The sequence below is a fragment of the Bradyrhizobium sp. WSM3983 genome, assembly GCF_000473045.1.
Lineage (GTDB): Bacteria > Pseudomonadota > Alphaproteobacteria > Rhizobiales > Xanthobacteraceae > Bradyrhizobium.
This window is the reverse complement of the sequence record NZ_AXAY01000001.1, coordinates 593,289-600,170: the sequence shown is the minus strand read 5'-3', so window position 1 is coordinate 600,170 and position 6,882 is coordinate 593,289. Positions and strand designations below refer to the sequence as shown.

Genomic DNA, 6,882 nt, shown 5'->3' with positions numbered 1-6,882 from the left:
ACGGCCATGCCGATCTCTCCTACGTCTACGCTGCCGCGAAAGAGATCGCGCAGTCGCTGTCCGGCTTCACCGTCGTGGTGACCAAGTCGACCGTGCCGGTCGGCACCGGTGACGAGGTCGAGCGCATCATCCGCGAGGCCAACCCCAAGGCCGACGTCGTCGTCGCCTCCAACCCCGAATTCCTGCGCGAGGGCGCNGCGATCCGCGACTTCAAGTATCCCGATCGCGTCGTCGTCGGCACGTCCGACGAGCGCGGCCGCAAGGTGATGGGCGATGTCTATCGCCCGCTGTCGCTGAACCAGGCGCCGCTGATGTTCACGGCGCGCCGCACCGCCGAGATGATCAAATACGCCGCGAACGCGTTCCTCGCGACCAAGATCACCTTCATCAACGAGATCGCGGATCTCTCGGAAAAGGTCGGCGCCAACGTCCAGGAAGTCGCGCGCGGCATTGGGCTGGACAACCGCATCGGCACCAAGTTCCTGCATGCCGGCCCCGGCTTCGGCGGCTCCTGCTTCCCGAAGGACACCAAGGCGCTGATCAAGATCGCGCAGGATTACGACGTAAGCTTGCGCATCGTCGAATCCGTGCTCGCCGTCAACGAGAACCGCAAGCGTGCGATGGCGCGGAAAGTAAGCCAGGCGCTCGGCGGCTCGCTGCGCGGCAAGACNATCGCCGTGCTCGGTCTCACCTTCAAGCCCGACACTGACGACATGCGCGATGCGCCGTCGATTCCGCTTGTGACCGGCCTTCTCGACATGGGCGCGAAGGTGAAGGCGTTCGACCCGGTCGGCATGGAGCAGGCCAAGGGCGAGCTGCCCAGCATCACCTATTGCGAGGACGCTTATTCCTGCGCGCAAGGCGCCGACGCGCTCGTCATCGTCACCGAATGGGTGCAGTTCCGCGCGCTCGATCTCGACCGGCTGAAGGCGACCATGGCGCAGCCCATCGTCGTCGATCTCCGCAATATCTATCGTCCCGAGGAGATGGCCGCGGCCGGCTTCGTCTATGAAAGCGTGGGACGCTCGTCGCAAGCCTAGCACGGCAATGCGCCGCTGAGCTTTGCGGTTTTTCGCTCGCCTCGTCCCGAGGCGAGCGAAATCGTTTTCAATGCGGTATGGTCTGCTCACATGAGGCGACAGTCCTTCGGGCCCCCGGCCTCGCTGCTGTGATGGAGACTGCCATGACCGACGACACCCACACGCTCCGCAGCGGCCCCCTCACCGCGACCATCAAGGCGCACGGCGCCGAGATGTGCTCGCTCAAGCACAAGGACGGCACCGAATTCGTCTGGCAGGCAGGTCCCGCGTGGGCGCGCCATGCACCGTTGCTGTTTCCGATCGTCGGGCGTCTCGCCAATGACGAAATGCGGCACCGGGGCAAGACCTACCGGATGACCCAGCACGGCTTTGCACGCGACAGCCGTTTTGTCTGGGCGGAGCGTGGCGAAAGCCGGTGCGCGCTCGTGCTCGAGGACAGCGAGGCGACGCGCGCGCTCTATCCGTTCGCGTTTCGGCTGACGGCGGCCTATGCGCTCGACGAGTCAGGTCTCGATCTCTCGCTCACGGTCATCAACACCGGCAAGGAGACATTGCCGATGTCGCTCGGTGGCCATCCGGCTTTCAACTGGCCGCTTCAGGCTGGAGTGCCGAAGGAGAGCTACGCACTGACGTTCACGAACGGGGAGCCGTCTCCGGTTCGCCGTGTGGAGGGCGGACTCCTGCTCGCGGCAACGGATCCGAGCCCCGTCCGAGGCACTGTGCTTCCTTTGTCGGAAGCTCTGTTCGCCAACGACGCCGTCATCCTCGATCCCGTCAACAGCCATGCGGTCCGCTACGCCGCCGGGCATGGCGCCGGGCCCTGGCTCAATATGTCCTGGCGCGGCTTTCGCGAACTCGGTGTCTGGTCGAAACCATCAGGCGCGCCGTTCCTTTGCATCGAACCCTGGCGCGGCTATGCCAGCCCCAAAGACTTCGACGGCGAGTTCACCGACAAGCCGGGCCTGATGCACATCGCACCCGGGGCAGAGGAGCAGTTGTCGTTCCGGGTCGAGGTGGGAACGTCCTAGCTCTCACACCTCAATGCGTGTGAGGTCCTCGCCGAGCACGACGGGACCCGCGCTCTCCTGACAACTCACTCCCCATACAAGGATGACGGAATAAACACCCCAGGGAACGGCTACCCCGACGCGCGTGTTGTGGTTTGGCGCGGGCCCGGCCGATGCTATGGTGCGCCTCGCAATCTCTGTACGACAGGACGAGGATATTTCAGTGGCTGATGTTCATCCCGCGGCGGGCAAGCCGGTTTCGCCGGACGTGCTCGCCAACATTCCGCGGCTCGTGACGGCCTATTTCGCCAACAGACCGGATGCGGCGGACCCGGCGCAGCGGGTGGCGTTCGGAACATCGGGCCATCGCGGCACCTCGCTCAAGAACAGTTTTAACGAGGGCCACATCCTCGCGACTACGCAGGCCATCTGCGACTACAGACAGGAAAAGGGGCTGACCGGTCCGCTCTTCATCGGCATCGACACCCATGCGCTGGCCGAGCCTGCGCTCGCCAGTGCCGTCGAGGTATTCGCGGCCAACGGCGTCGAAATCATGATCGACAAGGACGGCGGCTACACGCCGACGCCGGTGATCTCGCACGCGATTCTCACCTACAACAAAGGCCGCACCTCGGGTCTGGCTGATGGCGTCGTCGTCACGCCGTCGCACAATCCGCCGGAGGACGGCGGCTATAAATACAATCCGCCGCATGGCGGCCCGGCTGATACGGATGTCACCGGCGTGGTCGAAAAGCGCGCCAACGCCTATCTCGCCGACGGCCTGAAGGGCGTGAAGCGCATCGACTACGCCAGGGCGCTGAAATCGTCGACCGTCCACGCTTACGACTACATCACGCCTTACGTCGCCGATCTCGGCAATGTCGTCGATCTCGACCTCGTCAAATCCGCCGGCATCAATATCGGCATCGATCCGCTCGGCGGCGCGGCCGTGCATTACTGGCATCCGATCATCGAGCGCTACGGCCTCAAGGCCACCGTCGTGAACGAGGCGATCGATCCCACCTTCCGCTTCATGACGGTGGATTGGGACGGCAAGGTCCGCATGGACTGCTCCTCGCCATACGCGATGGCGAGCCTGATCGCGATGCGCGACCGTTTTGACGTCGCCTTTGCCAACGACACTGACGCCGACCGCCACGGCATCGTCACGCGCACCGGCGGGCTGATGAATCCAAACCATTATCTCGCGACCGCGATCTCCTATCTGTTCGCGCACCGGCCGAACTGGGGCGGGGGTGCTGCGATCGGCAAGACCGTGGTGTCGAGTTCGATCATCGACCGTGTCGCCAGGAAGCTCGGTCGCAAGCTGGTGGAGACGCCGGTCGGCTTCAAATGGTTCGTCGACGGGCTCATCACGGGCGGCTTCGGCTTCGGCGGCGAGGAGAGTGCAGGGGCCTCGTACCTGCGCCGCGACGGCACGGTGTGGACCACCGACAAGGACGGCATCATCCTCGGCCTGCTCGCCGCCGAGATCATGGCCAAGACCGGCCGCGATCCGAGCCAGCTCTTCAACGACCTCACCGCCGAGCTCGGCGTGCCGTACTACGCGCGCATCGACGTCGGCGCCACGACGCCGCAGAAGAACATTTTGAAATCCGTCACGCCGGAGCAGCTCGGCCTGAAGGATCTCGCCGGCGATCCCGTCCGCGCCACGTTGAGCAAGGCGCCCGGCAATGGCCAGCCCTTTGGCGGCATCAAGGTCGAGACCGATTTCGGCTGGTTCGCGGCGAGGCCGTCGGGCACCGAGGACGTCTACAAGATCTACGCGGAGAGTTTTAGGAGCACCGAGCACCTGAAGCGGATTCAGGAAGAGGCCCAGGCGGGGTTGAAGAAGGTGTTCGGGGCGTAAGGGGTGCGCGGGGCGCCTTACCCCTCCAGGGGAGGGCGACCGTCACCTTCCTTTATGTATACATTAGGCCGATAAGAGGTATTATGCTACGCAAAAATTGCCCTTGAACAATTCCGTCTCCCCGTTATTGTATACATAACGTATTCATAAGCCCAGGGAGATCGTCCGGTGACAAAACCCTTCCCCATGAACGCCTGGTACGCCGCCGCCTGGGACGCGGAGGTGAAGCCGGCACTGTTGCCGCGGACGATCTGCGGCAAGCACATCGTGATGTACCGCAAGGCCGATGGCTCGGTGACCGCGCTGGAGGATGCCTGCTGGCACCGGCTGGTGCCGTTGTCCAAGGGCCGGCTCGAAGGTGACACCGTCGTGTGCGGCTATCACGGCCTGAAATACAACGCGCAGGGCCGCTGCACCTTCATGCCCTCGCAGGACACCATCAATCCGTCGGCCTGCGTGCGCGCCTATCCCGTGGTCGAGCGCCACCGCTACATCTGGCTCTGGATGGGCGACCCCGCGCTCGCCGATCCCGCACTCGTGCCCGACATGCACTGGAATCACGATCCGGCCTGGGCGGGCGACGGCAAGACCATCCGCGTCAATTGCGACTACCGCCTCGTGCTCGACAATCTCATGGACCTCACCCACGAGACTTTTGTGCACGGCTCTTCGATCGGAAATGACGCTGTTGCGGAAGCGCCGTTCGACGTCACCCATGGCGAGAAGACGGTGACGGTGACGCGCTGGATGCGCGGCATCGAGGCGCCGCCGTTCTGGGCCAAGCAGCTCGGCAAGTCCGGTCTGGTCGACCGCTGGCAGATCATCCGCTTCGAGGCGCCGTGCACCGTCGCGATTGACGTCGGCGTGGCGCCGACCGGTACCGGCGCGCCGGAAGGCGACCGCTCGCAGGGCGTCAACGGCTTCGTGCTCAACACCATCACGCCGGAGACCGAGAAGACCTGCTATTATTTCTGGGCTTTTGTCCGCAACTACCAGATCGGCGAGCAGCGCATCACCACCGAAATCCGCGAGGGCGTCTCCGGCATTTTCCACGAGGACGAGTTGATCCTCGAAGCGCAGCAGCGCGCGATGGACGAGAACCCGGATCGCATCTTCTACAACCTCAACATCGACGCCGGCGCGATGTGGACGCGCAAGCTGATCGACAAGATGATGGCGAAGGAGAATCCGCCGCAGCATCTCCAGGCCGCGGAGTAGAGCATGGCCGAGCGTGAGGTCGATCGCTCCGTCTCGCAGACCGTGAAGGCGCAGCTCGCGCTGCGCGACCAGATCCTGTCGGGCGCCTTGCGTCCGGGCGAGCGCATCTCCGAGCTGCAGGCGGTGGAGACCACGGGCGCCTCGCGCACGCCGGTGCGCATGGCGCTGGTGCGGCTGGAGGAGGAGGGCCTGCTGGAGGCGATTCCCTCCGGCGGCTTCATGGTGAAGGCATTTTCCGAGCGCGATATCTCCGATTCCATCGAGCTGCGCGGCACGCTGGAGGGGCTGGCCGCGCGCTTCGCTGCCGAGCGCGGCGTCTCCGCGCGCGAGCTCGAGCCGCTCAAGGAATGTCTTGCGGCAATCGACGAATTGCTGCGTCAGGTGCCGATCTCGATCGAGGCCTTCTCGTCCTATGTCACGCTGAATGCGCGCTTCCACGCGCTGCTCACGGAACTCTCGCGCAGCCCGCCTTTGATCCGGCAGATCGACCGTGCCTCGGCGCTACCGTTCGCCTCGCCCAGCGGCTTTGTGATGGCGCAGTCGGCATTGCCGGAGGCGCAGCAGATCCTGATCATCGGGCAGGAGCATCATCGCGTCGTGATCGACGCCATCGAAAATCGCGAAGGCGCGCGTGCCGAGGCCGTGATGCGGGAGCATGCCCGGCTTGCGGTACGAAACCTCCGCCTCGCGCTGCGCAACCGGACCCATCTCGACCTCTTGCCGGCGCTCGCGCTGATCAAGACCGCAGCCGATTGAGGGCACCATGCGCTTCATCGAAACCTGGATTCCGGCCACGCTGGTCTCGACCCGCGATCTCTCGCCCGGCATCCGCGAATTCCTGATCCGGCCCGATCAGTTCGACGGCGCCGCCTATCCAGTCGGCAGCCACATCAAAGTCAGCGTCACCATCGACGGCCTGCCGGAGACACGGTCCTATTCGCTGGTCGGTGAAGCCTCGCCGCGCGGCTTTAGAATTGCGGTGCGCCGCGCCGAGGATTCCCGCGGCGGCTCGCGCTATATGTGGCAGCTGGCGCCGGGCGCAAGGCTCGACATCACGCGGCCCGCCTCGCTCGTCGCAGTCGACTGGGCGCGGGACAACTATTGCCTGATCGCCGGCGGTATCGGCATCACCCCGATCCTGGGCGCCGCGCAGGCGCTGGCGCGGCGCGGCTCTGATGTCCGGCTACATTATGCCGTGCGCGGGCGCGCTGATGCCGCCTATCTCGATGATCTCGCGAACTTGCTCGGTGACCGCCTGGTCGTCCATGCCAGCGACGAAGACAAGCGGCTCGACCTCGACGCGCTATTCGCTTCGCTACCGAAAGGCACGCTGGCGCTGTTCTGCGGCCCGATGCGCATGCTCGATGCCGCCCGCCATGCCTGGATCGGCGCCGGCCATCCGCTCGCCGATCTCCGCTACGAGACCTTCGGCTCGAGCGGCACGCTGCCGACCGAAACCTTTCGCGTGCGCCTGAAGGGCTCCGACGTCGAGCTCGAAATCCCCCGCGAGCGCTCGATGCTCGATGTGCTCAACGCCAGCGGCCACGAGGTGATGTACGACTGCAAGCGCGGCGAATGCGGCCTTTGTGCCATCGACGTCGTCGCTGTCGACGGCGAGATCGACCATCGCGATGTCTTTTTCAGCGACCATCAGAAGCAAAGTAACGAAAAGATCTGCACCTGCGTCTCCCGCGCGCGAGGGACCATCACGGTGGATACGCTGCTGCGTGCGGATGCGGTCTGAGCG

Annotated in this window: 6 protein-coding genes; all 6 read left to right on the top strand. The window is 64.9% G+C overall.

Annotated features, from left to right (window positions below; genetic code table 11):
* Positions 1–1,040, top strand: a 1,040-nt coding sequence (locus YUA_RS0102900; RefSeq protein WP_027529304.1) for a UDP-glucose/GDP-mannose dehydrogenase family protein, incomplete at its 5' end; no start/stop codon positions are given.
* A 143-nt stretch (positions 1,041–1,183) separates the two neighbouring features.
* On the top strand, positions 1,184–2,068 hold the full coding sequence (locus YUA_RS0102895) for an aldose 1-epimerase family protein (RefSeq protein ID WP_027529303.1): 885 nt from the start codon (positions 1,184–1,186) through the stop codon (positions 2,066–2,068).
* A gap of 202 nt (positions 2,069–2,270) precedes the next feature.
* Positions 2,271–3,917 carry a phosphoglucomutase (alpha-D-glucose-1,6-bisphosphate-dependent) gene (gene pgm / locus YUA_RS0102890; RefSeq protein ID WP_027529302.1) on the top strand — a complete coding sequence of 549 codons (1,647 nt, stop codon included), beginning with the start codon at positions 2,271–2,273 and terminating at the stop codon, positions 3,915–3,917.
* A gap of 168 nt (positions 3,918–4,085) precedes the next feature.
* A complete protein-coding gene (locus YUA_RS0102885) occupies positions 4,086–5,135 on the top strand; it encodes an aromatic ring-hydroxylating dioxygenase subunit alpha (RefSeq protein ID WP_027529301.1) in 1,050 nt (349 codons plus the stop codon).
* Positions 5,136–5,138: 3 nt separating this feature from the next.
* Positions 5,139–5,891, top strand: a complete 753-nt coding sequence (locus YUA_RS0102880) for a GntR family transcriptional regulator (RefSeq protein ID WP_027529300.1) — start codon at positions 5,139–5,141, stop codon at positions 5,889–5,891.
* A 7-nt stretch (positions 5,892–5,898) separates the two neighbouring features.
* Entirely contained in the window at positions 5,899–6,879 is a 981-nt protein-coding gene (locus YUA_RS0102875; protein WP_027529299.1) for a PDR/VanB family oxidoreductase, read from the top strand.
* The last annotated feature ends 3 nt before the right edge of the window (positions 6,880–6,882 follow it).